The sequence below is a fragment of the Streptomyces sp. NPDC051322 genome (assembly GCF_040689485.1).
In the GTDB taxonomy this organism is placed as follows: Bacteria; Actinomycetota; Actinomycetes; order Streptomycetales; family Streptomycetaceae; genus Streptomyces.
This window is the reverse complement of record NZ_JBFBAK010000008.1, coordinates 249035-271621: the sequence shown is the minus strand read 5'-3', so window position 1 is coordinate 271621 and position 22587 is coordinate 249035. Positions and strand designations below refer to the sequence as shown.

The following is a 22587-nucleotide window of genomic DNA, read 5'->3' as shown; positions in this document are numbered from 1 at the left end:
GCTTGCGGTCGCGAGCCATCACTGCTGTAGGTACCGTCAATACGTACGTCAACTCTGTTCCTCATACGCCCCGAACGCGGCGACTGCCGGATGCGCGGGTCTCCCCGTGGCGCGGAACGACGCGATACCGTGGCGTCCCTTCGTCCCCCACCTGATCTTGTCCCCACATGATCCTCGTGGCCGCCTTGGAGGTTCCGTGGTACAGGCGTACATCCTTATCCAGACCGAAGTGGGCAAGGCGACAACCGTCGCCGAGCTCGTCGGCAAGATTCCCGGAGTCATCCAGGCCGAAGACGTGACAGGACCCTACGACGTGATCGTGCGCGCCCAGTCCGACACCGTTGACGAACTCGGCCGGATGGTGGTCGCGACAATCCAGCAAGTGGAGGGCATCACCCGCACCCTGACCTGCCCGGTCGTGCACCTGTAGCTCCCGTCCGAAACCGACCCGTCTACGCTGAGCCGGTGAAGTCCTCCCGCCACCGGTTCCTGCCTGTGCCCGTCTGCGCGTTGCTGCTGGCCGCCGCGGGCTGCTCGTCGGGGGACGACGCGGCCTCCGTCGCGGTTCCCGAGCCGCCCGCGGACCAGGTCGCCGTGTGCAAGGCGCTCGACAAGAAACTGCCGAAGACCGTGGCCGGGCATGCTCGCAGCGATCCCTCGCCCGCTTCGGAACTCACCGCCGGATGGGGGGACGCGGCGATCGTACTGCGCTGCGGCGTCCCCCGGCCCGACAAGATGGACGACCCGAACGCGCAGGCGGTCGACGCGAACGGCGTGAACTGGATGGTGGAGCAGCGGAAGAGCGGCCCCCGGTTCACGACCACCTATCGCAAGGCCTACGTCGAGGTGACCATGGGCCCGGAGTACGCCCATGACGTCACCCCGCTCTCCGACTTCGCGAACGCCGTCAAGAGGACGGACCCGTCCGTCCTGTGAAGGGCAGCTTGCTCAGCGCAGCCCCGTCGGCCGGTGCAGCGCTGCCTGGATCAGCCGGTCCACCAGTTCCGGGTAACCGATCCCGCTCTCCTGCCACATCCGCGGGTACATCGAGATCGGTGTGAAGCCCGGCATCGTGTTGATCTCGTTGATGACGAACCCGCCGTCCTCGGTGAGGAAGAAGTCGGCGCGCACCAGGCCCTCGCAGGAGGTCGCGTCGAACGCGGCCACCGCCAGACGCTGCACCTCCGCGGTTTGCTCCGGGGTCAGCGGCGCCGGCACCATGCCGTTCGCCGCGTCGATGTACTTCGCCTCGAAGTCGTAGAAGTCGCAGGAGGTGACCGGCGGGATCTCGGCGGGCACGCTCGCCCGCGGCCCGTCGTCGAACTCCAGCACCCCGCATTCGATCTCCCGGCCGCGCAGCAGCGACTCGACGAGAATCTTCGGGTCGTGGCGCTGCGCCTCCTCGACGGCCTCGTCGAGACCCGCGAGCGAGTCGACCTTGGAGATGCCCATCGAGGAGCCGCCACGTGCGGGCTTGATGAAGAGCGGCCAGCCGTGCTCGCCGGCGAAGTCCACGATCCGTTTGCGTGCGGCAGCCGGGTCGCGGTTCCACTCGCGGGGGCGGATCACCTCGTACGGGCCGACCGGCAGCCCGTAGGAGATGAACACCCGCTTCATGTACTCCTTGTCCTGGCCGACGGCCGACGCCAGCACGCCCGCGCCGACGTAGGGCACACCGGAGAGTTCGAGGAGCCCCTGCAGCGTGCCGTCCTCACCGTAGGGACCGTGCAGCACCGGGAAGACGACGTCGACGTCGCCCAGCGCCTTGGGCACCGATCCCGGCTCGCTGTAGACGACTTCACGGTTGCCGGGGTCGACGGAGAGCACCACGGTGCCGTCGGTGCGCTCGGCGAGCGCGGCCACGGTCGGCAGTGTGCGGTCCTGGATCGCCATCCGCTCGGGATCATCCGCGGTCAGCGCCCAGCGGCCGTCCGTGGTGATGCCGATGGGCAGCACGTCGTACTTGGTGCGGTCGATGGCGCGCAGGATCGCGCCCGCGGTGACCACCGAGATGGCGTGTTCGGAGCTGCGTCCGCCGAAGACAACCGCCACACGCGGCTTACGACGCTGCTGCTCAGGGTTCTGGGGGGAGTTCTCGCTGCTCATATCGCGTTGAGCGTACCTGCTGGTACGAATTCAGTCAGCGACGCTCGGCCTTGGCGCTGCGCGCCATGAGCTCCTTCAGCGCGACGACCGGCGCCTTCCCGTTGTGCACGATGTCCACGACGGTTTCGGTGATGGGCATTTCGACGTGGTGCCGACGGGCCAGATCGGCCACCGATTCGCAGGATTTGACGCCTTCGGCCGTCTGGCTGGTGGCCGCGATGGTCTGCGAGAGGGTCATGCCCCGGCCGAGGTTCGTGCCGAAGGTGTGGTTGCGCGAGAGCGGTGAGGAGCAGGTGGCGACCAGGTCGCCCAGACCGGCGAGACCGGAGAAGGTCAGCGGGTCCGCCCCCATCGCCAGGCCGAGCCGGGTGGTTTCGGCCAGACCACGGGTGATCAGTGATCCTTTGGCGTTGTCGCCGAGGCCCATGCCGTCCGCGATGCCGACGGCGAGCCCGATCACGTTCTTGACGGCGCCGCCCAGCTCGCAGCCGACCACGTCGGTGTTGGTGTAGGGGCGGAAGTACGAGGTGTGGCAGGCGGCCTGGAGGCGCTGGGCGACCGCCTCGTCCCGGCAGGCGACCACGGCCGCGGCCGGCATCCGGCCGGCGATCTCCTTGGCCAGGTTGGGCCCGGTGAGGACGGCGACGCGATCGGCGGGGACCTTGGCGACCTCCTCGATCACCTCGCTCATCCGCTTCGCCGTGCCGAGTTCGACGCCCTTCATCAGCGAGACCAGCACGGTGTCGGCCGCCAGCAGTTCCGCCCAGTCGGCGAGGTTGGCACGCACTGTCTGCGACGGCACGGCGAGCACCGTGAAATCGGCGTCGCGCGCGGCCTCGGCAGCATCGGTGGTGGCACGCACCGAGGCGGGAAGCACGATCCCGGGCAGATAGTCCGGGTTGGTACGGGTGGTGTTGATGGTGTCCACGAGCCCGGCGCGGCGGCCCCAGAGGGTCACCTCGCATCCCGCGTCGGCGAGGACCATGGCGAATGCCGTGCCCCAGGATCCATTGCCGAAGATGGCTGCTCGCGTCACTTGGTGCCCTCCCCTGCGGCCCTGCGCCGCTCTTCCGTCCGGGCCTTGCGGTGATCGTAGGGCTCGGCGGGGGCCTGCTCTCCGCGCAACTCCTCCAACAGGGAGGTGACAGCGGCCATGATGACCGCGGTCGCCTCGCGCAGCACCTCGGGTGTCGGCTCCATGCCGTAGAAGCGCGCGAGGTCGACCGGTGGCCCCGCCTTGACCTGAAGGGTTTTGCGCGGAAAGAAGCGGAACTTCTTCTCCTTGGCGTACGGCGGCATCGCCAGGTTGGCGCCCCACTGGGCCACGGGGATCACCGGGGCCTTGGTGAGCAGCGCGGCCCGCGCGACTCCGCTCTTGGCGGTCATCGGCCACTGTCCGGGATCGCGGGTCAGGGTGCCTTCGGGGTAGAAGGCGACACACTGACCGCGCTCGACCGCGTCAACGGCGGCCCGAAAGGCACCGAACGCGTTGGACGACTCGCGGTACACCGGAATCTGCCCGGTCCCGCGCAGCAGCGCCCCGACGACCGGCACGTCGAAGAGCGCGGCCTTGGCCAGGAAGCGGGGGACCTTGCCCGTGTTGTACTGGAAGTGTCCGTACGAAAACATGTCCAGATAGGAATTGTGGTTGACGGCGGTGATAAATCCGCCGTCCGCCGGAATGTGTTCCATTCCGCTCCAGTCCCGCTTGAACAGAACCAGCAACGGCGGTTTTGCGATGACCGCCGCCAGGCGGTACCAGAAGCCGATTCTGCGGCGGGACACTCGGACACCTTCCTCTAGGACCACATGGCCGCCCGGTTACCGAACGTCAAGTCCGGCCCCAGGCCCCTGCGCTGTCGACAACACCGTACGCCCGGCCCGGCCCGGCCGGTATCGCGGGCTCGGGCCACAATAGGACCGATGCGGAACATGGATCGGGACGCCAACTGGTCCCTGGTCGTACCCCTGAAGCCCTTGGCGCTGGCGAAGAGCAGACTCGCTCCGACGGCGGACGACGCGGTACGCCCCGGGCTGGCCCTCGCATTCGCCCAGGACACCGTGGCCGCAGCACTGGCTTGTTCTGTCGTTGGCGATGTGGCCGTAGTCACCAATGACGTACGCGCCTCGGAGGAACTGGCGGCACTGGGTGCCCGGATTGTGCCCGATCTTTCCGAGACCGGCCTCAACGGCGCGCTGGCGCACGGTGCCCGCGCGGTCCGCGCCCGGCGCCCCGGAGCGCCGGTGGCCGCACTCAATGCGGATCTTCCCGCGCTGCGCCCCGCCGAATTGCGACGGGTGCTCGAGCGGGCAGTTGATTTTCCGCGGGCATTCCTGGCGGACGCCACCGGAATCGGCACCACTTTGCTGACGTCCGGACCCGGGGTGGAATTGCGCCCCGCTTTCGGCGGCAGATCACGGGCCCGGCATTCCGCGTCGGGGGCGGTGGAAATCGTGCTCGACGGTGTCGCTTCGGTACGCCAGGACGTGGACACCGGCGACGATCTGCGGGCCGCTGCCGTGCTCGGGCTCGGCCGGTACACCTCCCGGCGGTACCCGGTGGTCGCCGGACTCCGGCTGCCGCCCGCCAGGCCGTAAGCTGCCGTCATGCAGGCGACCGCGTACACGTACGACCCCGATACCCGCAGCGGCAGCGTGCTGCTCGACGACGGCACCCCGGTGGATTTCGACGCCCCGGCCTTCGATGCGGGGGGGCTGCGACTGCTGCGGCCCGGTCAGCGGGTACGGATCGAGATCTCCGGCGAGGGCGATACCCGGCAGATCACCCTGGTGACCCTGCAGACGTTCTGACCTGGATCACGAAACACTCGGAACAGCGCACCGAACGCACCGCGGGCCGGGCTCCCCAGGGGAGACCGGCCCGACGCGTTGGTGGCCGTGCCGCTTACTTCTTCCGCGCGGTGGCCTTCTTGGCGGTGGTCGTGCGCGCCGTGGTCTTCTTCGCAGGCGCCTTCTTGGCCGGGGCTGTCTTCTTGGCCGTGGTCTTCTTCGCAGCGGCCGTCTTGGCCGGCGTGGCCTTCTTCGCCGTGGTCTTCTTGGCCGTGGTCTTCTTCGCAGCGGCCGTCTTGGCCGGCGTGGCCTTCTTCGCCGTCGTCTTCTTGGCCGCCGCCTTCTTGGTCGCCGCCTTCTTGGCCGCCGACTTGGAGATGGTGGGGGGAGGCCCGGAGAGGCTGCCCTTGGGAGCCTTCTTCACGGCCACATCGTTCTTCGGGAGCTTCTTCGAGCCGCTCACCAGGTCCTTGAAGCCCTGACCCGCACGGAACCGCGGCACCGAGGTCTTCTTGACCCGCACCCGCTCGCCCGTCTGCGGGTTGCGGGCGTAACGGGCCGGGCGGTCGACCTTCTCGAACGAACCGAAGCCGGTGACCGAGACCCGGTCGCCGGCGACCACCGCACGGACGAGCGCGTCCAGTACCGCGTCCACCGCGTCTGCGGCCTGCTGACGGCCACCGAGCTTGTCGGCAATGGCCTCTACGAGCTGCGCCTTGTTCACGTCTTCCCCTTCGGAGACATTGCCAGAACGAAACTGTTCAGGCTTTTTCGCACGTTAGGCAGATATATACCGCAAATCAAACACGAAACGGTCTAATCACCCTTGTGCCGCAACGAACTGAACCGTTACGGAGACCCATCAAGGGAGTTGCCATCGGGGAATCGACCCTCGTCGAGGTCCTTCATCAACCGATCCAGCCGCGTTGCCGCATCGGTGAGATCGTGCTTCGCCGCGGCCGTGATGACCAACAGCTTCCGGGACAGCGCCATCCTTACGCCCTCCGGGACTTGCAGTTCACGCACCCGTGTGTGTGCTTGTTTCAGTTGTTCGGCGACTTCCGCGTAGAGCTTGAGTTGGTTGTCGCTTCCCATGCACCGATTGTGCCATCTGGGGCGAGTTGTCGCCCGACGGGGGCTCAACAAGCGACTGCGCCCCCTGCCGGTCGGCAGGGGGCGCAGTCCTGAAAAAGCGCTGCTCAGGCGTCAATTGTACGCGGCTTGAAGGCGGGGCGCGCCGCCTCGTAAGCCGTGATGTCCGCTTCGTTCTGAAGGGTGAGGCTGATGTCGTCCAGACCGTTCAGCAGCCGCCAGCGGGCGTTCTCGTCGAGGTCGAAGTCCGCGCTGATTCCCTCCGCCAGCACCTTCCGCTGCTCCAGGTCCACGGTGATCTCCGCGGTGGGGTCGGCTTCGGTCAGCTCCCAGATGGCGTCCACGGACTTCTGGTCGAGGACCACCGTCAGCAGACCGTTCTTCAGCGAGTTGCCGCGGAAGATGTCGGCGAACCGGGACGAGATGACGGTCTTGAAGCCGTAGTTCTGCAGAGCCCAGACAGCGTGCTCGCGGGACGAACCCGTACCGAAGTCGGGCCCTGCGACCAGCACCGATGCGCCCTCGCGCTCCGGGCGGTTGAGGACGAACTGCGGGTCCTTGCGCCAGGCCTCGAAGAGCCCGTCCTCGAAGCCGTCCCGGGTGACCTTCTTCAGCCAGTGCGCCGGGATGATCTGGTCGGTGTCGACGTTCGAGCGGCGCAGCGGAACGACTCGGCCGGTGTGCTTGGTGAAAGCTTCCATGGTGATCAGGCCTCCACGAGGGACGGAGCGTCGGACAGGTCGGCCGGCGAGGCCAGATGACCCAGCACCGCGGTGGCCGCGGCCACCTGCGGGGAGACCAGGTGCGTACGGCCGCCCTTGCCCTGCCTGCCCTCGAAGTTACGGTTGGAGGTGGAGGCGGAACGCTCGCCGGGCGCGAGTTGGTCGGGGTTCATGCCCAGGCACATCGAGCAGCCCGCGTGCCGCCATTCGGCGCCCGCAGCGGTGAAGACCTTGTCCAGCCCCTCCGCCACGGCCTGCAGCGCCACCCGCACCGAGCCGGGGACGACGAGCATCCGCACGCCGTCGGCCACTTTGCGGCCCTCGAGCAGGGCGGCGGCGTTGCGCAGGTCCTCGATACGGCCGTTGGTGCAGGAACCTACGAAGACCGTGTCGACCTTGATGTCACGCAGCGGCTGTCCGGCCGTCAACCCCATGTATTCCAGGGCCTTCTCGGCGGCCAGGCGCTCCGAAGCGTCTTCGTAGGAAGCCGGGTCGGGGACGCTGGCGGTGAGCGGTGCGCCCTGGCCGGGGTTGGTGCCCCAGGTGACGAACGGGGCCAGTTCGGCGCCGTCGATGAACACCTCGGCGTCGAAGACCGCGTCGTCGTCGGTGCGCAGGGTCTTCCAGTACTCGACCGCCGCATCCCACTCGGCGCCCTTCGGGGCGTGGTCGCGCCCCTCCAGGTAGTCGAAGGTGGTCCGGTCGGGAGCGATCATGCCCGCCCGCGCGCCGGCCTCGATCGACATGTTGCAGATGGTCATGCGGGCTTCCATCGAGAGCTTCTCGATGGCGGATCCGCGGTACTCCAGGATGTAGCCCTGGCCGCCGCCGGTACCGATCCGGGCGATGATCGCCAGAATCAGGTCCTTGGCGGTGACGGAATCGGGCAGCTCACCCTCCACCGTGATGGCCATCGTCTTGGGGCGGTCCAGCGTCAGCGTCTGGGTGGCCAGCACGTGCTCGACCTGCGAGGTGCCGATGCCGAACGCCAGCGCGCCGAAGGCGCCGTGGGTGGACGTGTGGCTGTCGCCGCAGACCACCGTGGTGCCCGGCTGGGTGAGGCCCAGCTGCGGTCCCACGACATGCACGACACCCTGCTCCACGTCGCCGAGCGGGTGCAGCCGGACACCGAACTCCGCGCAGTTCTTGCGCAGCGTCTCCAGCTGAGCCCGGGAGACCGGGTCCGCGATCGGCTTGTCGATGTCGAGCGTCGGGGTGTTGTGATCCTCGGTGGCGATGGTGAGGTCGAGGCGCCGCACCGGCCGGCCGTTCTGACGCAGGCCGTCGAACGCCTGCGGGCTGGTCACCTCGTGCAGCAGGTGCAGATCGATGAAGAGGAGGTCCGGCTCGCCTTCGGCGCGCCTGACGACATGGTCGTCCCAGACCTTCTCCGCGAGTGTCCTACCCATCGCTTTCCCTCCGGCCGGCATGCTCGCCGACCCAACTAGACGTCGGGCGTTCCCGTCCGAACCCCCGTACCGGGCGGAAAACTGCGGGCCGTTGTACGGCCGCCCCTACAGGGTCGCAAGGTCCGTGGAAAATTGAACTTGCGTTTCACAGAGTGAGACGCGAGTATCGTTGCATGGACAACTCTAGCGGCGTCGGCGTTCTCGACAAGGCAGCTCTGGTACTGAGCGCTCTGGAGTCCGGCCCGGCCACCCTCGCCGGGCTGGTCGCGGCGACCGGGCTCGCACGACCCACGGCACATCGGCTTGCCGTGGCACTGGAACACCACCGACTGGTGGCGAGGGACATGCAGGGCCGGTTCATTCTCGGCCCGCGGCTTTCGGAACTCGCCGCCGCGGCGGGTGAGGACCGGCTGCTGGCCACCGCAGGGCCGGTATTGACGCATCTGCGCGATGTCACGGGTGAGAGCGCCCAGCTCTACCGGCGCCAGGGCGACATGCGGATCTGTGTGGCGGCGGCCGAGCGGCTGTCGGGCCTGCGGGACACCGTGCCGGTCGGCTCCACGCTCACCATGAAGGCCGGCTCCTCCGCCCAGATCCTGATGGCCTGGGAGGAACCCGAGCGACTGCACCGGGGCCTGCAGGGCGCCCGCTTCACGGCGACCGCCCTCTCCGGCGTACGGCGCAGGGGCTGGGCCCAGTCGATCGGCGAGCGCGAACCGGGTGTCGCCTCGGTCTCCGCCCCGGTGCGCGGGCCCTCGAACCGCGTGGTCGCGGCCGTCTCCGTCTCCGGGCCGATCGAGCGGCTGAGCCGCCACCCGGGCCGGATGCACGCCCAGGCGGTCATCGACGCGGCCGGCCGCCTGTCCGAGGCCCTTCGCCGCGCCGGCTGACCCGGACATTCCCTCCCCTGTCCTCAAGGCCGCCCCAGCGCCGTGGCGGCCCCCTTCCACCGCAACACACTCGGTCTTCCGCCTCAACGGGCCTTGCGGCAGCCTGACTTGGCCCCACAGCACACCGGGCACTCCGCACGCAGGGCACCATCGCACACGCAGAAAAGGCCCCTCACCGAAGTGAAGGACCTTCCGTATGCGTACCCCCGACCGGATTCGAACCGGCGCTACTGCCGTGAGAGGGCAGCGTGCTAGGCCGCTACACAACGGGGGCTTGTGTGAACAACTGTTAGATGTACACAGGTTGCGCTGGGCTACCAGGACTCGAACCTAGAATGACGGTACCAGAAACCGTTGTGTTGCCAATTACACCATAGCCCATGGTGGAGTACCCCCGACCGGATTCGAACCGGCGCTACTGCCGTGAGAGGGCAGCGTGCTAGGCCGCTACACAACGGGGGCCCTGGCGATCCTGCATCAAGTCCATCGGGTGCGACCCTGATGATCTCGCGGGAAGGATCTGTACCCCCGACCGGATTCGAACCGGCGCTACTGCCGTGAGAGGGCAGCGTGCTAGGCCGCTACACAACGGGGGCTTGTACTGCATGCAAGGTGGGTTACTACTGATCTTGCGCTGGGCTACCAGGACTCGAACCTAGAATGACGGTACCAGAAACCGTTGTGTTGCCAATTACACCATAGCCCACTGAAACGCAACCCCTGGAGGTTTTGTTTCTGTCTGCGCTTCCCGGCCGGATCTTTCGGCCCGCTCGGGCGGCGCAGGAAGAACATTACCTGAAGGTGGACGGCGCTCCAAAACGAGTATCGCCCCGCAACAGGGCCGGAAGCTGGTCGAGACCGCTGATCCGGAGGAGCTCCGGCCGGCCCCCGAGTCCCGCCCGGTCGAGCCAGACCGCTGACAGCCCGGCCGCGAGCGCACCGGCCGCGTCGATGTCCGGATGGTCCCCTACGTACAACACCTCGGCCGGCGCCAGGTGAAGCGCGTCACAGGCGGCGTGGAAAGCCCCCGGGTCCGGCTTGGACACCCCGAGTTCGGCCGCACAGAGCAGGGCCTCGAACCGGTCCCGCACGCCGAGGGTGCGCAGCTTGCGGTCCTGGTTGTGGGTGGAGGAGTTGGAGAGCACCGCATGGCGGTAGTCGGCCGCGAGCAGCTCCAGCGCCGGCAGGAAGTCGGGAAAGAGCGCCCACGCGGCCTCGTAGTGCGTGAGGTGACGAGCGAACCAGCGGTCGGCCTCGGCGTCGCTCAGATCCCGGCCCAGGAACGAGCGGACCCGCTCCCGACGCTGCCCTTCCCAGTCCGTCTCCCCCGCGGAGAACCGCGCCCACTGCACCTCGGTGATCTCGCGCCACCGGACGAGGGCCTCCTCGATCGAGGCGTATCCGTCGGGCAACCCCTCGGCCCGCAGGTGCCGGCGCATACCGGTGCGGTCGGCGCTGGTGTAGTCGAAGATCGTGTCGTCGATGTCCCAGAGGACCGCGCGGATCGGCATACCCCGAACGTACCGCGGGGAGGGCGCCGCGCGCAGAGCCCCCTGGGGGTGCCGCTTCCAGCCTGACTTCGCGACATCACAGGGGACTCCGTGGCTGAGCGGGGGGCTAGGCGGAAAGCTTCGCCAATGCGGCGTCGATCCGGGCCAGTGACCGCTCGCGGCCCAGGATCTGGAGGGACTCGAAGAGCGGCAGGCCCACCGTGCGGCCGGTGACCGCGACACGGACCGGGGCCTGGGCCTTGCCGAGCTTCAGGCCGTGCTGCTCGCCTGCGGCCAGGACGGCCGCCTTGAGCGCCTCGGGAGTGCTCCAGTCGGCGTCGGACAGGTTGGCGCGGGCGGTGGTGAGGAGGGCGATCGGGTCGCCCTTCATCGCCTTGGCCCAGGACGCCTCGTCGTCGACCGGCGTATCGCGGAAGAGGAAGTCCACGTTGACCGTGATGTCGGAGAGGACGGTGAGGCGGGTCTGGGCATAGGGGGCGATGGCCTCCCAGGCGGCCTGGTCGAAGTTCTCCTCCGGCCAGTTGGCGTGCGGGGCGCGCAGCCAGGGGGTGCAGGCCTCGGTGAACGTCTTCACGTCCAGCAGCCGGATGTGGTCGGCATTGATCGCCTCGGCCTTCTTCAGGTCGAAGCGGGCCGGGTTGGCGTTGACGTCCGCGATGTCGAACTTCTCGACCAGTTCGGCCACCGTGAAGATGTCCTTGTCCGCGGAGAACGACCAGCCCAGCAGGGACAGGTAGTTGAGCAGGCCCTCGGGGAGGAAGCCGCGCTCGCGGTAGAGGTTCAGGGAGGCCTCGGGGTCGCGCTTGGACAGCTTCTTGTTGCCCTCGCCCATGACGTACGGGAGGTGACCGAAGAGCGGGATGCCCTGGGCGACACCGATCTCGATCAGTGCCTTGTAGAGCGCGATCTGGCGCGGGGTCGAGGACAACAGGTCCTCGCCGCGCAGCACGTGGGTGATCTCCATCAGCGCGTCGTCCACCGGGTTGACGAGCGTGTAGAGGGGCGCGCCGTTGGCGCGGACGATGCCGAAGTCCGGGACGTTCTCCGGGGCGAAGCTCAGGTCGCCGCGGACCAGGTCCGTGAAGGTGATCGTCTCGTCGGGCATCCGGAAGCGGACGATGGACGTACGGCCCTCGGCTCGGTACGCCTCGGTCTGCTCGGTGGTGAGCGCGCGGCAGTGGCCGTCGTAGCCCGACGGGCGGCCGGCCTTGCGCGCTGCGTCACGGCGCTCGTCGAGCTCGGCGGTGGTGCAGTAGCAGTCGTACGCGTGGCCCGCGTCCTGGAGCTTCTTCGCGACGTCCGCGTAGATGTCCATCCGCTGCGACTGGCGGTACGGCGCGTGCGGACCGCCGACCTCGTCGGGGCCCTCGTCCCAGTCGAGGCCGAGCCAGCGCAGGGAGTCGAGCAGCTGCTGGTACGACTCCTCGGAGTCGCGGGCCGCGTCGGTGTCCTCGATGCGGAAGACCATGGTGCCGCCGGTGTGCCGGGCGAACGCCCAGTTGAACAGGGCGGTGCGGACCAGGCCCACATGCGGGTTACCGGTGGGCGAGGGACAGAAGCGGACGCGTGGGGGCGCCCCCTGTCCGAGCGGAGTCGACGACTTGGGGGAAGGGGAGCCGGATGCGCTAGCCACGCTTGACAACCTTGTTGGTGAGAGTGCCGATGCCTTCGATGGTGACGGCGACCTCGTCGCCGACGTTGAGCGGTCCGACTCCGGCCGGAGTGCCGGTCAGGACGACGTCCCCGGGGAGCAGCGTCATGGCCTCGGAGATGTTGACGATCAGATCCTCGATGGAGTTGATCATCTCGCTGGTGCGGCCGAGCTGGCGCTGTTCACCGTTGACGGTGGCCTGGATGGTGACGTCGGAGGGGTCGAGTTCGGTCTCCACCCAGGGGCCGAGCGGGCAGGAGGTGTCGAAACCCTTGGCCCTGGCCCACTGCTTCTCACGCTTCTGCACGTCCCGGGCGGTGACGTCGTTGGCGCAGGTGTAGCCGAAGATGACGTCCTTGACGCGCTCGCGCGGGACTTCCCGGCACATCCGGCCGATGACCACGGCGAGCTCGGCCTCGTGGTGCAGTTCGGCGGAGAAGGTCGGGTACTCGATGGCGTCGCCGGAGCCGATCACCGAAGTGGTGGGCTTGAAGAAGGCGAACGGGGCGTCGGGAACCGCGTTCCCGAGTTCCGCCGCGTGCTCCGCGTAGTTACGGCCGAAGGCCACCACCTTGTTGGGCAGCACCGGGGGCAGCAGCCGGACCTTGCTCAACGGAACCTTCGTGCCGGAGCGCTCGAAGTCGGCGTACGGAATGCCCTTGATGATGTCGAGGACCGGGCCGGCGGTGCCGCCGGTCCCTTCGTCCTCGACCACGCCGAAGGCGACATTGCCGTCGATGGAGAATCTGGCGATGCGCACGAGTGCTGTCGCCCCTCACTTACTGGCTGGCTGGAGTCTGACGCTCCAGGCTAGCGCGGGCAGGGAGGGGCGGCCGCGCTATTACTCGGTGGTACCGCCGGCGGTCACTTACCCGCGGCGACCTGCGTCTGCTCCGGTACGTCCATCAGAATGGTGCGGCGCGGGTTGGCCGTTACGGTGGGCAGAGTGGCGGCGTGCTCCGGCTGCGCCGGCCGCTGCAGCTTCGCGGCGTCCGCGAGATGGGCCAGCGTGGTGCGGCGCGGGTTGGCAATATTGCGGAACAGCGGCGTCGTTTTCATCTGCTTGTTCGGTCCTGTCGATCGGCGGCGCCGTGAGCGCCGGTTGTCGGATTCGCCATCCCTGTAAACCGTCAGGCTAAACATCCGATTCCCCGCAGACCGGTGGGCAAGCCAACGATCTAGGTGTGAGTTTCCTCACCACGAGGTGAATATTACGGACATATCTGGCGTCGGATGCGGACTTCGAATTCGGACATTACGCGGTTGAACTACTCATTCCGCTCCTGATCATCCCGACTGGGACACCCCCGGGCCGTAAGTAGTTCATAAGGTAATGTCGCTTTCATCCAAGAACCCTTTCTACGGCTCGTGACAAGGTGCTCACACCGTGTCAGAAAGGTCACAGGCCAGCACACGGGCCTTGTTGGAGATCCGGCACTGTGCTGGAATTCCACGCACTGCCGCGCAGTCGTTGTGACCATCACAGCCAGGCCGGCGCACGAGGGGCGCAGAACCGCGCCGAGTGGCGGCGGTGAAGGGGGAACAACGCCGGTCACCTACGACCACCATGGGGCGCGCCGCGCCCCACGACTCGACACCGTTCCACCGCCCGGCGGCGGAACGCCTGGTCCAGAGGTTGCGACGCTAGTGCAGGGACGTTTCAAGAGGGATGGCATGGGGCCTCCCCAGGCCCACCAGGGCCGAGGGGAAGCTGCGGCGCAAGAGCCGCGCGGCGGGACCGACCGCGGTTCCTCGCCCCAGCACGCCCAGGCCCAGCAGAACCACGGCCCGGCCTCGGCCGGGGCCGGTGAGTCGAAGGCCCCCAAGGCGCCCAGGACCGCGCCGTCGGCTTCGCCGAAACCGGCGGGTCCGGTGAACACCGGCTCCCGAATAGCGCTGCGCAACTGGCACATCAGTACCAAGCTCGTCGCTCTGCTGACACTCCCCGTGGTCGCCTCGGCCACCCTGGGTGGCCTGAAGATCAACGAGTCGCTGAACAACATGCAGCAGCTGGATCACATGCAGCTGCTCACCCAGATGACGAAGCAGGCGACGGAGCTCGCCGCCGCGCTCCAGGAGGAGCGGGACAAGTCGGCCGGTCCGCTGGCCCACGGCGCGAGCGTCAACGACTTCAACGTCGCCGAGCCGCGCAAGAAGACCGACCTCGCCTACACCTCGTTCATCGACGGCACGTCGAACTTCGACAACGCCAAGCGCGACGACTCGATCGAGTCGATCCGCAACAGCCTCCGCGCCATCGCCACCAAGCTCGGCCGCCTCAAGGGCATCCGCAGCACCGCGTACCGGGGCGATGCCACCATCTCGCAGACGGTCACCGAGTACAGCGAGTTGATCAACTCGCTGCTCGGCCTCTCGCAGGACATGGCACAGGCGACCGCCAACCCTGAGATGATCAAGCGCACCCGTGCGCTGGCCGCCTTCTCGTCCGCCAAGGAGTACGCGTCGGAGCAGCGCGCGGTCATCTCCGCCGCTCTGCCGCCGAACAAGAAGGACCACGGTCATCTCGACGAGAGTGACCGGCTCTTCGCGGAATCCGCGTTGCAGAGTGAGGGCGACGCGCTCGACTCGTTCAGCCAGGTGTACCGCTACTCGGGAGACCCCGAGGCGCTGACCGCCCCCCTGGACACCGGTAACCCGGAGATCACCGCCGCCGGCCTTTACGCCAAGCACGTGCTGGAGAACAAGAACGGGCTGGCCAGCCAGGCCCCGCGTTCGTACAAGGACTGGTACGACGCGGACACCAACCGCATCACGGCCATGAACACCATCGAGGCCACACTGCTCGGTGAGATGGAGCAGAAGGCCCGTTCGCTGCGCAACGACGCCGAGCGCGCCGCGATCATCAACGCCGCGCTGATCGTGCTGATCCTGGGTGTCTCGCTGGTCGGTGCCTTCGTTGTCGCCCGGTCCATGATCCGCTCGCTGCGCCGACTGCAGGACACCGCGACCAAGGTCGCCGGTGATCGGCTGCCCGAGCTGGTCAAGCAGCTCTCCGACTCGGACCCGCAGGACGTCGACACCTCCGTCGAGTCCGTCGGTGTGCACAGCCGGGACGAGATCGGACAGGTCGCCGCGGCTTTCGACGACGTGCACCGCGAGGCGGTCCGGCTCGCCTCCGAGCAGGCCATGCTGCGGGGCAACGTCAACGCGATGTTCACCAACCTCTCGCGCCGCAGCCAGGGACTCATCCAGCGTCAGCTGTCGCTCATCTCGGAACTCGAATCGCGCGAGGCCGACCCGGACCAGCTGTCCTCGCTCTTCAAGCTCGACCACCTGGCGACCCGTATGCGCCGGAACGGTGAGAACCTCCTCGTCCTCGCCGGCGAGGAGCCGGGCCGCCGGTGGACCCGACCGGTGCCGCTGGTCGACGTGCTGCGTGCCGCGGCGTCCGAGGTGGAGCAGTACGAGCGCATCGAACTGGCCGCGGTCCCCGCGACCGAGGTCGCCGGCCGCGTCGTCAACGACCTCGTCCATCTGCTCGCCGAGCTGCTGGAGAACGCGACGTCGTTCTCCTCGCCGCAGACCAAGGTGCGGGTCACCGGTCATGCGCTGCCCGACGGACGGGTGCTGGTCGAGATCCACGACACCGGTATCGGCCTCTCCCCCGAGGACCTGGCCGCGATCAACGAGCGGCTCGCATCGCCACCCACCGTGGACGTTTCCGTCTCGCGCCGGATGGGTCTGTTCGTGGTCGGCCGGCTGTCCCTGCGACACGGCATCCGTATCCAGCTGAGGCCGTCCGACTCCGGTGGTACGACCGCGCTGGTCATGCTTCCCGTGGATGTCGCCCAGGGCGGCAAGAAGGCGCCCGCCAAGCCCGGCGGTCCCGCACAGCAGCAGATGCCGCAGCAGCCCGCCGGTTCCGCGGGACGGCTGAACGCCGGCGCCCAGCACGGCCAGGTTTCCGGTCCGGGTCCGCGTGCGGCACTGCCTGCCCGGGACGGCGACCGGTCGATCCAGCCCGGCGGCCCGCAGCCGCAGGGCGGCGCACCGCAGCGCGGTCTGCCGCAGGGCGCTCCGGCCCCCGCGCCCGCGATGAACGCGTTCGGCGCGGGCGCGCCCATGCCTCGCCGGTCCGGTCCGGGCAGTGACGCTCCGGGCCGCCAGAACCCGGGAATCCAGAACCCGGGAATCCAGAATCAGGACGCCCAGAACCCCGGCACCCCGGGCTCCGGCCGGCCGCGCCCGCAGCAGCCGCAGCACGGCGGCGACTTCCCGCCCCCGGCGGGCCGCCAGCAGCAGCTGCCGCCCACCGGCCCCCGGGCCGAACTGCCGGGCGGCAATCCACAGCCGCAGGCACCCCAGCGTCCGCAGACCACGAGCTGGGGCAGCGAGCAGCCGTCCCTGCCGCCGCGGTCGCCGGACGCCCCGCGGGGCCACGAGGAGGCGGACTCCGGTTCCAGCCCTCAGTACCGGCAGCCGCTGCAGCCGCGACGCCCGATGAACGGCAGCGACGACCGCACCGACCGACAGGGACCGGGCTCCACCGCCGAGTTCCAGCGTCCGGACTTCAACGCACCGCCGCCGCAGCAGGACACCGGCCAGTTCCAGCGGCCGGGCCAGTTCCAGCGGTCCGACCTGTTCGAGCGTCCGGACGTCCGTGGCCCGCAGCAGCCCCGGTACCAGGAGCCCCGGTACCAGGAACCGCCGTACGAGGAGCCCCAGCGTCAGGAGCCCCCGTCGCAGGATGCCGCGTCCACGACGCAGTTCCCGCGGCCCGACTTCAACGCTCCGCGTCCGCCCGCCCCGTCGGACGCCCCCGGGGGCGCACCCCGGCTCGACGGCTCAGACTTCGGCGCTCCGCGGCCACCGGCTCCCCACAGCCTGCCGCAGCAGCCGGACTACGAGGCGCTGCCGCCGGCGTCCGACCCGGGCGACGGTCGCACGCCGCTGTACGACACGCTGGAGACCAACTGGTTCCACGGCGCGCAGTCCGCGAGGAACGCCGAGCCGCAGGCGCCCTCCGTACCCGAGCAGCCGACGGCGGCCGCTCCCCAGGCACCACGGCGTGAGCCCGTCAATCAGGGCGGCCCGAGCACCGCATGGCGCTCGTCGCCCAATGACGAACTCGTACGGCAGGCCGAGCGGGCGAAGAAGCCCGCGGCCGGTGGTGTCACCACATCCGGTCTGCCCCGACGCGTACCGCGTGCCAACCTGGTGCCCGGTACCGCACAACAGCAGGCCCATCAGGCCGGTCCGCAGGTTTCGCGTGCGCCCGACGACGTACGCGGCCGGCTGACCAATCTCCGGCGCGGTATCCAACAGGGTCGCCAAGCCGGAACCGGCCCCTCTCACCAGCAGGAGCACTAGTTGAGCCCGATGAGCCAGGCGGCGCAGAATCTGAACTGGTTGATCACCAATTTCGTGGACAACACCCCCGGGGTGTCCCACACCGTGGTGGTCTCCGCCGACGGACTCCTTCTGGCCATGTCCGAAGGCTTTCCGCGGGACCGTGCCGACCAGTTGGCGGCGGTTGCTTCCGGGCTGACCTCGCTCACCGCGGGCGCGTCCCGGATCTTCGAAGGCGGTGATGTCGCGCAGACCGTGGTCGAGATGGAGCGTGGTTTCCTCTTCCTGATGTCGGTCTCCGACGGCTCGTCCCTGGCCGTTCTGTCCCACCCGGAGTGCGACATCGGTCTGGTGGGTTACGAGATGGCCCTCCTGGTCGACCGTGCGGGCAGCGTCCTCACCCCGGACCTGCGCGCCGAGCTCCAAGGGAGCCTGCTCCACTAGTCAGCGCCTCCCAGGTTTCTGCCCGTACGTTCCTACCTACCGCCCGGCCGCATACCGACCCCCCCACCGGCCCAGTTCAGACGGCATTCGACCAACCGCTGTCACGCCCGGAGGATCAATGACCCCGCCCCCCGCCTCGCACGATCAGTACGGTGCCCTGCACGACGCGTCGTACGACAGTGAGGGCGACCAGCCACTGGTACGTCCGTACGCCATGACCGGCGGCCGGACCCGGCCGCGTTACCAGCTCGCCATCGAGGCGCTGGTGAGCACCACGGCCGACCCGGTGCACCTCGCGGGTCTGCTCCCCGAACACCAGCGGATATGCCACCTGTGCCGTGAGGTCAAGTCGGTGGCGGAGGTGTCGGCGCTGTTGTCGATGCCGTTGGGTGTTGCCCGGATCCTCGTCGCCGACCTGGCCGAGGCCGGCATGGTGGCCATCCACCAGCCGGGCAATGGAGAGGCCGGCGGTACGCCGGACGTGACACTGCTCGAAAGGGTGCTCAGTGGACTTCGCAAGCTCTAGCGACGGCGGGGCGGCGAGAGCGACCACCTCGGCGAAGATCGTGGTGGCGGGGGGCTTCGGCGTGGGCAAGACCACGTTCGTCGGCGCCGTCTCGGAGATCAACCCGCTGCGTACCGAGGCCGTCATGACGTCGGCATCGGCAGGCATCGACGACCTCACGCACACCGGGGACAAGACCACCACGACGGTGGCCATGGACTTCGGCCGCATCACCCTGGACCAGGACCTCATCCTGTACCTGTTCGGTACCCCCGGCCAGGACCGTTTCTGGTTCATGTGGGACGACCTGGTCCGCGGCGCCATCGGGGCCGTCGTCCTGGTCGACACCCGCCGGCTGTCCGACTGTTTCCCGGCGGTCGACTACTTCGAGAACTCGGGCCTGCCCTTCGTCATCGCCCTCAACGGCTTCGACGGCCACCAGCCCTACACCCCCGACGAAGTCCGCGAAGCCCTGCAGATCGGCCCCGACACCCCCATCCTCACCACCGACGCACGCCACCGCGCGGACGCCAAGAGCGGACTGATCACCCTCGTCGAGCACGCACTGATGGCACGCCTCAAGTAGCTGTTGATCTACGGAAGTTGAGATAGGCAGGTCGAAGCGGGCGGACCGGGACGGGCTGTGTCGTTTGACACGATCCGCCCCCGTGTTCATAACGTTTCGACAGAGAATTCATCAGCTGCGGATACCCCTCGCACTCGATCGGTGCCGCTGTGCTCACATCGGCCTCTGCTTTTGGCGGGGCTCGCTCTTTATGACCGTTTTATCTGAGGCGTACACCACTCGTAACGGCTTGCTCCACCTGTTTGGAGCGATGCCGTTCGACGTGCTGGAATTCGACGAACCCGCGAGTAGATACGGCTCTGAACGATAAATCGGCACAGCGTTGGTGCCGACGCCGAGAGGTTGTTGGTCGAGTGAGGCGAAGCAAAAACAGCTCCGCGGCGGAGCAGTCAAGGGGTAACTTCACCCCGCCGTCGCGGACAACGACGTCTCCTGCCGACCGGACCGGAGCCGTGCCCCCCGTCACGAGCGGTGCCGGCAGCAGGGGCAGCGGCAGCCGGATGTCGCCACGCAACTGGCGTGTACCGACCAAGCTCAACGCGATTCTGCTCATTCCCGTGGTCGTCGGCCTGGTCATGGGCGGTTTCCAGGTCAAGAGCTCCGTCGACACCTGGAACGAGGCACAGGACGCGGAGCGCGTCGCACTCGTCGTGCGTGCCGCGTCCGGATACAGCCAGGCGCTGCTCAATGAGCGAGACCTCACCGCCCAGCCGCTGCTGTCCAACAAACGCGACAGCCAGGTCGTCACCAACGCCTACGCCGACACCGACGCCGCTGCGCAGAAGTTCGACGCGGCGGTGAAGAACCTCCCGAAAACCGAGCGCCTCACCCGTCGTCTGAAGCTCTTCCGCGACGAGGAGCCCAACCTCGCCGGGATACGCAAGACCGCGTACGCCGAAGCCCTCGACCCGGTGAAGACCGAAGAGGGCTACGTCTCGGTCCAGCACTCGCTGATGGAGTTCTCCAACGAGCTCGGTCTGGGCACCGGCAACATCACCAGTTACGGCCGTACGGTCTACGCCATCCAGCTGGCCAAGGCCGCGGAGTCGCTCCAGCGGTCCATCGGCATGCACCTGCTGGTGCGGCCCAGCCAGGACACCACGAAGTTCCGCGCGCAGGCCGTCGCCTTCAACTCCTACAACTACCTCGAGCAGATCGCCCTCGGCGAGTACGTCTCGGGTGGCACGCAGGCGGACAGCGACACGCTGAAGACGGTCATGGCCGGCAAGGCGGCCGCAGGCCAGAAGCAGCTCGCGGCCGCCAAGAAGAAGGCCGCGGCGGCAGGCGTGCCGTTCGTGGCTCCGCCGTCCAAGGGCGGTTCGGTCTTCGACGGAATGGCCGCGGAGATCGGCAAGGGCCAGACCCCCGACGCCCTGATGCACGAGGGCATCACGCCACAGACCTGGATGGCCGCCGCGACCGCCAAGTTCGACGGTTACACCGACATCGAGAACGGACTCGTCAACAAGGCGGTGGCGGACGCAGGAGCCATTTCCAGCAACGCCAAGAACGACGCCATCACCAACGGCGCCATCGTCCTGGTCGCGTTGCTCGCCGCCTTCGTGCTGGCCGGCATGATGGCGCGGCAGATGAGCCGCGCGATGCGTCAGCTGCGGACCGCCGCCTTCGGTATCGCCGAGCAGCGGCTGCCGATGCTCGTCGACCAGCTCTCGCGCACCGAGCCGGGCCGGGTGGACACCCGCGTACAGCCCATCCCGATCAACACCCAGGACGAGATCGGCGAGGTCGCCAGGGCCTTCGACCAGGTCCACCGGGAAGCCGTCAGGCTCGCCGCCGAGCAGGCCATGCTCCGGGGCAACGTCAACGCGATCTTCACCAACCTGTCGCGTCGCAACCAGTCCCTCATCGAGGGCCAGCTGACGCTGATCACCGACCTCGAGAACAACGAGGCCGACCCGGAACAGCTGGAGAGCCTCTTCCGGCTGGATCACCTGGCGACCCGGATGCGCCGCAACGGCGAGAACCTCCTGGTGCTCGCCGGCGAGGAGCCGGGACGCCGCTGGAACCAGCCGGTTCCGCTGGTCGACGTGCTCCGCGCCGCCTCTTCCGAGGTCGAGTCGTACGAACGCATCGAGCTGACCGGGGTGCCCGAGACGGAGATCCACGGCCAGGCGGTGACCGACCTGGTGCACCTGCTGGCCGAGCTGCTGGAGAACGCCACGACGTTCTCCTCGCCGCAGACCAGGGTGCGCGTCACCGCGACCCGCCTCCCCGACAACCGGGTGATGATCGAGATCCACGACAAGGGCATCGGCCTCACCGCCGAGGACTTCGCGGACATCAACCACAAGCTGGCCAATCCGCCCACCGTGGACGCGGCCATCTCCCAGCGGATGGGCCTCTTCGTGGTCGGCCGCCTCGCCGACCGGCACGGCGTACGGGTCCAGCTGCGCCCCTCGGGCGAACAGGCGGGCACCACCTCGCTGGTGATGCTTCCCGACGCCATCACCCACGGTGGCGGCGGCGAGCCGCTGCCCGCGGACAACTTCACGGTCTCCTCGATCATCCCCGAGCAGGCGTCCTTCGAGACCGCGCCGCTGCGCACGGCGGCCGAACTCGGCTTCGACGACACTCAGTACGGCGACTCCGATGCCAGTGATCTGGACCCGGTCAACCGTTCGCTGATGCGCGAGGAACGCCGGGCGGCGCTCGGCGCGCAGACCTCGGCGGGCGAGCAGCCGCTGTTCCGTGACGAACTGCCCACCGGGTCGCGACAGCCCTACGGGCAGGCCGAGTACGAGCAGTACAACCAGGCGGAGCAGTACAACCAGGAAGAGCGGTACGCGCCGTACCCGCCGGAGACTCCGCAGCCCCAGCAGGCGTCGTACGAGCAGAACGGCTACCAGGCCCCTGACGGCTACCCCGAGCCGACCTATCCGGAATCCGGCTACCCGGATCGGGAGCCCTCGCAGCCGCGATACGGGAACGCCTTCGACCCCCAGCCCCACCAGGACGACTGGCCAGGTCAGGCGGCTTACCAGGACGGCTACGAGGCGGCTTACCGTCCGGAAGCGGAATCTGTTCCGAGCGCTCCCGCTGACGCCTCGGAACGCGTAGGCTTTGATCGACCGGGACCGTCTCCGAGCACTTCCCACGAACTCACCGACGCCGGCCTTCCCCGTCGCGGCGGACAGCCGCAGGCACCGAAGGCGGCGCCCGCCGAGCAGAACGGCAGCGGGGACGGCACCGGCAACGGGAACAGCAGCGCGAACGGGAACGGCAGCGGACCCGAGGACTGGCGTTCGTCCAACGACGAGCGCTGGCACCGGGCCGAGAAGCTGCGCGAGCCGAAGGCCGGCGGGGTCACCCCCTCCGGTCTCCCCCGGCGGGTGCCCAAGGCCAACCTGGTCGAGGGCAAGGCCGAGCAGACCCCCCAGGGCGGCCCCCAGGTCTCCCGCGCACCCGAGGACGTCCGGGGCAGGTTGAGCAACCTGCACCGAGGTGTGCTGCGGGGGCGTAACGCAGGTAGTGACACGAACGGTCAGGCCACGGGGAATCACCACGGTGGTCCTGACAGCAGCACCTACAACCAGGAGCGTTAGTGTGAGCC

Annotated in this window: 21 protein-coding genes and 5 tRNA genes; 10 read left to right on the top strand and 16 right to left on the bottom strand. The window is 68.5% G+C overall.

Annotated elements, in window-relative coordinates; all coding sequences use genetic code 11:
• The first annotated feature begins 196 nt into the window (after positions 1–196).
• Together AB0436_RS20510 and AB0436_RS20505 are read left to right on the top strand one after the other, a co-directional pair.
• The gene (locus AB0436_RS20510) at positions 197–430 is read left to right on the top strand and encodes an Lrp/AsnC ligand binding domain-containing protein (RefSeq protein ID WP_366469325.1); all 234 of its coding nucleotides are present in this window, start codon (positions 197–199) and stop codon (positions 428–430) included.
• A 35-nt stretch (positions 431–465) separates the two neighbouring features.
• Positions 466–936: a DUF3515 domain-containing protein gene (locus AB0436_RS20505; protein ID WP_366469324.1), complete on the top strand. Its 471-nt coding sequence runs from the start codon at positions 466–468 to the stop codon at positions 934–936.
• Between the two features lie 12 nt (positions 937–948).
• On the opposite strand, the gene AB0436_RS20500 is transcribed toward AB0436_RS20505, so the two are convergent.
• From AB0436_RS20500 to AB0436_RS20490, 3 genes are read right to left on the bottom strand one after another with little or no spacing between them, the layout of a single operon-like run.
• Complete coding sequence (locus AB0436_RS20500) at positions 949–2106, bottom strand: D-alanine--D-alanine ligase family protein (RefSeq protein WP_366469323.1); 1158 nt, start codon at positions 2104–2106, stop codon at positions 949–951.
• A 34-nt stretch (positions 2107–2140) separates the two neighbouring features.
• Positions 2141–3142 carry an NAD(P)H-dependent glycerol-3-phosphate dehydrogenase gene (locus tag AB0436_RS20495; RefSeq protein ID WP_366469322.1) on the bottom strand — a complete coding sequence of 334 codons (1002 nt, stop codon included), beginning with the start codon at positions 3140–3142 and terminating at the stop codon, positions 2141–2143.
• Positions 3139–3891: a lysophospholipid acyltransferase family protein gene (locus AB0436_RS20490; protein WP_366469321.1), complete on the bottom strand. Its 753-nt coding sequence runs from the start codon at positions 3889–3891 to the stop codon at positions 3139–3141. Before AB0436_RS20490 ends, AB0436_RS20495 begins: the two co-directional genes overlap by 4 nt.
• Positions 3892–4029: 138 nt before the next feature.
• Here AB0436_RS20490 and cofC point away from each other — a divergent pair, with 138 nt between their 5' ends.
• Both cofC and AB0436_RS20480 read left to right on the top strand, forming a co-directional pair.
• Entirely contained in the window at positions 4030–4704 is a 675-nt protein-coding gene (cofC, locus tag AB0436_RS20485; RefSeq protein WP_366469320.1) for a 2-phospho-L-lactate guanylyltransferase, read from the top strand.
• 9 nt (positions 4705–4713) lie between these two features.
• Positions 4714–4917 carry a hypothetical protein gene (locus AB0436_RS20480; protein ID WP_366469319.1) on the top strand — a complete coding sequence of 68 codons (204 nt, stop codon included), beginning with the start codon at positions 4714–4716 and terminating at the stop codon, positions 4915–4917.
• Between the two features lie 94 nt (positions 4918–5011).
• Here AB0436_RS20480 and AB0436_RS20475 read toward each other — a convergent pair whose 3' ends face one another.
• The 4 genes from AB0436_RS20475 to leuC form a co-directional block, all read right to left on the bottom strand.
• On the bottom strand, positions 5012–5620 hold the full coding sequence (locus AB0436_RS20475; protein ID WP_366469318.1) for an HU family DNA-binding protein: 609 nt from the start codon (positions 5618–5620) through the stop codon (positions 5012–5014).
• A 125-nt stretch (positions 5621–5745) separates the two neighbouring features.
• Positions 5746–5991 carry a hypothetical protein gene (locus tag AB0436_RS20470; protein ID WP_365848986.1) on the bottom strand — a complete coding sequence of 82 codons (246 nt, stop codon included), beginning with the start codon at positions 5989–5991 and terminating at the stop codon, positions 5746–5748.
• 104 nt (positions 5992–6095) lie between these two features.
• Positions 6096–6689: a 3-isopropylmalate dehydratase small subunit gene (gene leuD / locus AB0436_RS20465; protein ID WP_366469317.1), complete on the bottom strand. Its 594-nt coding sequence runs from the start codon at positions 6687–6689 to the stop codon at positions 6096–6098.
• Between the two features lie 5 nt (positions 6690–6694).
• Positions 6695–8119 carry a 3-isopropylmalate dehydratase large subunit gene (gene leuC, locus AB0436_RS20460; RefSeq protein WP_366469316.1) on the bottom strand — a complete coding sequence of 475 codons (1425 nt, stop codon included), beginning with the start codon at positions 8117–8119 and terminating at the stop codon, positions 6695–6697.
• Positions 8120–8292: 173 nt separating this feature from the next.
• Between leuC and ndgR the strand changes: the two genes are divergently transcribed.
• The gene (gene ndgR, locus AB0436_RS20455; protein ID WP_365848990.1) at positions 8293–9009 is read left to right on the top strand and encodes an IclR family transcriptional regulator NdgR; all 717 of its coding nucleotides are present in this window, start codon (positions 8293–8295) and stop codon (positions 9007–9009) included.
• A gap of 201 nt (positions 9010–9210) precedes the next feature.
• Here ndgR and AB0436_RS20450 read toward each other — a convergent pair.
• The 9 genes from AB0436_RS20450 to AB0436_RS20410 all read right to left on the bottom strand — a co-directional run bounded on the left by AB0436_RS20450 (position 9211) and on the right by AB0436_RS20410 (position 13230).
• Positions 9211–9283 (bottom strand) — tRNA-Glu (locus AB0436_RS20450).
• 35 nt (positions 9284–9318) lie between these two features.
• Positions 9319–9390: transfer RNA gene (locus tag AB0436_RS20445), tRNA-Gln, on the bottom strand.
• An 8-nt stretch (positions 9391–9398) separates the two neighbouring features.
• Positions 9399–9471 (bottom strand) — tRNA-Glu (locus AB0436_RS20440).
• A gap of 61 nt (positions 9472–9532) precedes the next feature.
• Positions 9533–9605 (bottom strand) — tRNA-Glu (locus AB0436_RS20435).
• A gap of 38 nt (positions 9606–9643) precedes the next feature.
• Positions 9644–9715, bottom strand: a tRNA-Gln gene (locus AB0436_RS20430).
• Between the two features lie 85 nt (positions 9716–9800).
• Positions 9801–10520: an HAD family hydrolase gene (locus AB0436_RS20425; RefSeq protein ID WP_366469315.1), complete on the bottom strand. Its 720-nt coding sequence runs from the start codon at positions 10518–10520 to the stop codon at positions 9801–9803.
• Between the two features lie 106 nt (positions 10521–10626).
• Complete coding sequence (gene gltX, locus AB0436_RS20420; protein ID WP_366469314.1) at positions 10627–12153, bottom strand: glutamate--tRNA ligase; 1527 nt, start codon at positions 12151–12153, stop codon at positions 10627–10629.
• Entirely contained in the window at positions 12146–12931 is a 786-nt protein-coding gene (locus AB0436_RS20415) for a fumarylacetoacetate hydrolase family protein (protein WP_366469313.1), read from the bottom strand. The genes gltX and AB0436_RS20415 overlap by 8 nt, the downstream gene beginning before the upstream one ends.
• A gap of 104 nt (positions 12932–13035) precedes the next feature.
• Positions 13036–13230: a hypothetical protein gene (locus tag AB0436_RS20410; protein ID WP_366469311.1), complete on the bottom strand. Its 195-nt coding sequence runs from the start codon at positions 13228–13230 to the stop codon at positions 13036–13038.
• 615 nt (positions 13231–13845) lie between these two features.
• On the opposite strand from AB0436_RS20410, the gene AB0436_RS20405 reads away from it, so the two are divergent.
• From AB0436_RS20405 to AB0436_RS20385, 5 genes are all read left to right on the top strand, one after another.
• Positions 13846–17502: a nitrate- and nitrite sensing domain-containing protein gene (locus AB0436_RS20405; protein ID WP_366469309.1), complete on the top strand. Its 3657-nt coding sequence runs from the start codon at positions 13846–13848 to the stop codon at positions 17500–17502.
• Between the two features lie 9 nt (positions 17503–17511).
• On the top strand, positions 17512–17925 hold the full coding sequence (locus AB0436_RS20400; protein WP_365849840.1) for a roadblock/LC7 domain-containing protein: 414 nt from the start codon (positions 17512–17514) through the stop codon (positions 17923–17925).
• Between the two features lie 118 nt (positions 17926–18043).
• Positions 18044–18451, top strand: coding sequence for a DUF742 domain-containing protein (locus tag AB0436_RS20395; protein WP_365849000.1), 408 nt, complete (start codon positions 18044–18046; stop codon positions 18449–18451).
• The gene (locus AB0436_RS20390) at positions 18432–19016 is read left to right on the top strand and encodes an ATP/GTP-binding protein (RefSeq protein WP_365849001.1); all 585 of its coding nucleotides are present in this window, start codon (positions 18432–18434) and stop codon (positions 19014–19016) included. Before AB0436_RS20395 ends, AB0436_RS20390 begins: the two co-directional genes overlap by 20 nt.
• Positions 19017–19369: 353 nt before the next feature.
• Positions 19370–22579 (top strand): nitrate- and nitrite sensing domain-containing protein, encoded by a 3210-nt coding sequence (locus tag AB0436_RS20385; RefSeq protein WP_366469308.1) that lies wholly within the window; start codon positions 19370–19372, stop codon positions 22577–22579.
• Positions 22580–22587 lie beyond the last annotated feature (8 nt).

Excerpts from the sequence above, each read along its gene's own strand:
- AB0436_RS20500 (WP_366469323.1), bottom strand. The coding sequence starts at position 2,106 with ATGAGCAGCGAGAACTCCCCCCAGAACCCTGAGCAGCAGCGTCGTAAG.
- cofC (WP_366469320.1), top strand. The coding sequence starts at position 4,030 with ATGCGGAACATGGATCGGGACGCCAACTGGTCCCTGGTCGTACCCCTG.
- AB0436_RS20480 (WP_366469319.1), top strand. The coding sequence starts at position 4,714 with ATGCAGGCGACCGCGTACACGTACGACCCCGATACCCGCAGCGGCAGC.
- AB0436_RS20470 (WP_365848986.1), bottom strand. The coding sequence starts at position 5,991 with ATGGGAAGCGACAACCAACTCAAGCTCTACGCGGAAGTCGCCGAACAA.
- leuD (WP_366469317.1), bottom strand. The coding sequence starts at position 6,689 with ATGGAAGCTTTCACCAAGCACACCGGCCGAGTCGTTCCGCTGCGCCGC.
- leuC (WP_366469316.1), bottom strand. The coding sequence starts at position 8,119 with ATGGGTAGGACACTCGCGGAGAAGGTCTGGGACGACCATGTCGTCAGG.
- ndgR (WP_365848990.1), top strand. The coding sequence starts at position 8,293 with ATGGACAACTCTAGCGGCGTCGGCGTTCTCGACAAGGCAGCTCTGGTA.
- AB0436_RS20425 (WP_366469315.1), bottom strand. The coding sequence starts at position 10,520 with ATGCCGATCCGCGCGGTCCTCTGGGACATCGACGACACGATCTTCGAC.
- AB0436_RS20410 (WP_366469311.1), bottom strand. The coding sequence starts at position 13,230 with ATGAAAACGACGCCGCTGTTCCGCAATATTGCCAACCCGCGCCGCACC.
- AB0436_RS20405 (WP_366469309.1), top strand. The coding sequence starts at position 13,846 with ATGGGGCCTCCCCAGGCCCACCAGGGCCGAGGGGAAGCTGCGGCGCAA.
- AB0436_RS20400 (WP_365849840.1), top strand. The coding sequence starts at position 17,512 with ATGAGCCAGGCGGCGCAGAATCTGAACTGGTTGATCACCAATTTCGTG.
- AB0436_RS20395 (WP_365849000.1), top strand. The coding sequence starts at position 18,044 with ATGACCCCGCCCCCCGCCTCGCACGATCAGTACGGTGCCCTGCACGAC.